This window comes from Streptomyces sp. MS191 (genome assembly GCF_008042125.1).
Classification (GTDB): domain Bacteria; phylum Actinomycetota; class Actinomycetes; order Streptomycetales; family Streptomycetaceae; genus Streptomyces.
Genome location: NZ_RDBI01000168.1, coordinates 1 through 1,246 on the forward strand (window position 1 = coordinate 1; position 1,246 = coordinate 1,246).

The following is a 1,246-nucleotide window of genomic DNA, read 5'->3' on the forward strand; positions in this document are numbered from 1 at the left end:
CGACCACGTTCGCGGTGTAGGCGCCCGCCGTGCGGTCGAAGCTGCCGCCGCAGGTGATCAGCCGCAGCTCGGCCCGGCCGGCGCGGCGCTGCCCGTACACCTCGTGCGCGTCGAAGTGGTCGCGGGGGACGACCCGCACGTCGTCGACGGTGAACTCGGCGACGGAGCGGTCCGACCGGGTGACCCGGACCCTGGCGCCCGGGCGGGCGGAGCTCAGTCCATAGAAGACGGCCGGCCGGGTCTCGGTGTCGACGTGGCCGACGAAGACGGCGGAACCGTCCGCGCCGGGCCGGGCGCCGCGTTCGAACCAGCCGACCGACTGCGGCATCTCGTACGGGGGCGGGTCCACCGCGCCCGTGTCGTCGAGGCCGCGCGGGACGACCGGGGCCGCGATACCGAGGGAGGGGATCTCGACCCGGCTCGGCGTCGCGGGCTCCACGGGGGCGTGCGCCGGGGGGAGCGGGACACCGAGCGGGCGGCCGGCCGCGGCGATGTCACCGGTGGTCGGGGCCGCCGCGCCGCCGGGGCCGTCGGTCGCCTCCCGGCCCCACAGCCACAGCCCCAGGACCAGGAGCGCCCAGGCCACGCCGGTGATCAGACGGCCGGTTCCCGCGGTCCCCGTTCCGGCGGACATCCTCAGTCCGAGGCCGAGGCGGCGCCCGCGCGGCGGCGGCGCGCGCTGCGGACGGCGACCGCCACCGCGGCGATCCCGGCGCCGGCGAGACCCACCAGGGTGTACGGGGTGCCGAGTCCGTCTCCGGTGGCGGTCTGGGCGACACCCGGCGCGGCCGGCACGGCGAACGCCGCGGTACCGCCGCCGCCGGCCCGGGACCGGTCGGTCCTGGCCCGGGTCTGGCTCCCCCTGGCCGCCGGCACTTTCGCAGCACCCCCTGGCCGGCCCGGCCGGCGGCCCACGTCCCGTGCGTCCGCCGGCCGGGCCGGTCCTCTGCCGGCGGCCAGGGGGAGCCAGACCCGGGCCAGGACCGACCGGTCCCGGGCCGGGCGCGCGGCGGCGGGTGGACTGCGGACGGGCGGGCGACCGCTCCGGCCCGCGGCTCAGCCCTTCGTCACACCCGTGAGGTACGCGGAGACGACCACGTTCGCGGTGTAGGCGCCCGCCGTGCGGTCGAAGCTGCCGCCGCAGGTGATCAGCCGCAGCTCGGCCCGGCCGGCGCGGCGCTGCCCGTACACCTCGTGCGCGTCGAAGTGGTCGCGGGGGACGACCCGCACGTCGTCGACGGTGAAC

General features: G+C 78.9%; 3 protein-coding genes. All 3 read right to left on the bottom strand.

Going from position 1 to position 1,246, the window contains the following annotated elements; all coding sequences use genetic code 11:
* The coding region (locus EAO71_RS36120) for a class F sortase (protein WP_147982033.1) at positions 1–634 on the bottom strand (634 nt) is incomplete at its 3' end.
* A gap of 2 nt (positions 635–636) precedes the next feature.
* Positions 637–876 carry a hypothetical protein gene (locus tag EAO71_RS36125; protein ID WP_187282976.1) on the bottom strand — a complete coding sequence of 80 codons (240 nt, stop codon included), beginning with the start codon at positions 874–876 and terminating at the stop codon, positions 637–639.
* 180 nt (positions 877–1,056) lie between these two features.
* Positions 1,057–1,246, bottom strand: a 190-nt coding sequence (locus EAO71_RS36130; protein ID WP_147979299.1) for a class F sortase, incomplete at its 5' end; no start/stop codon positions are given.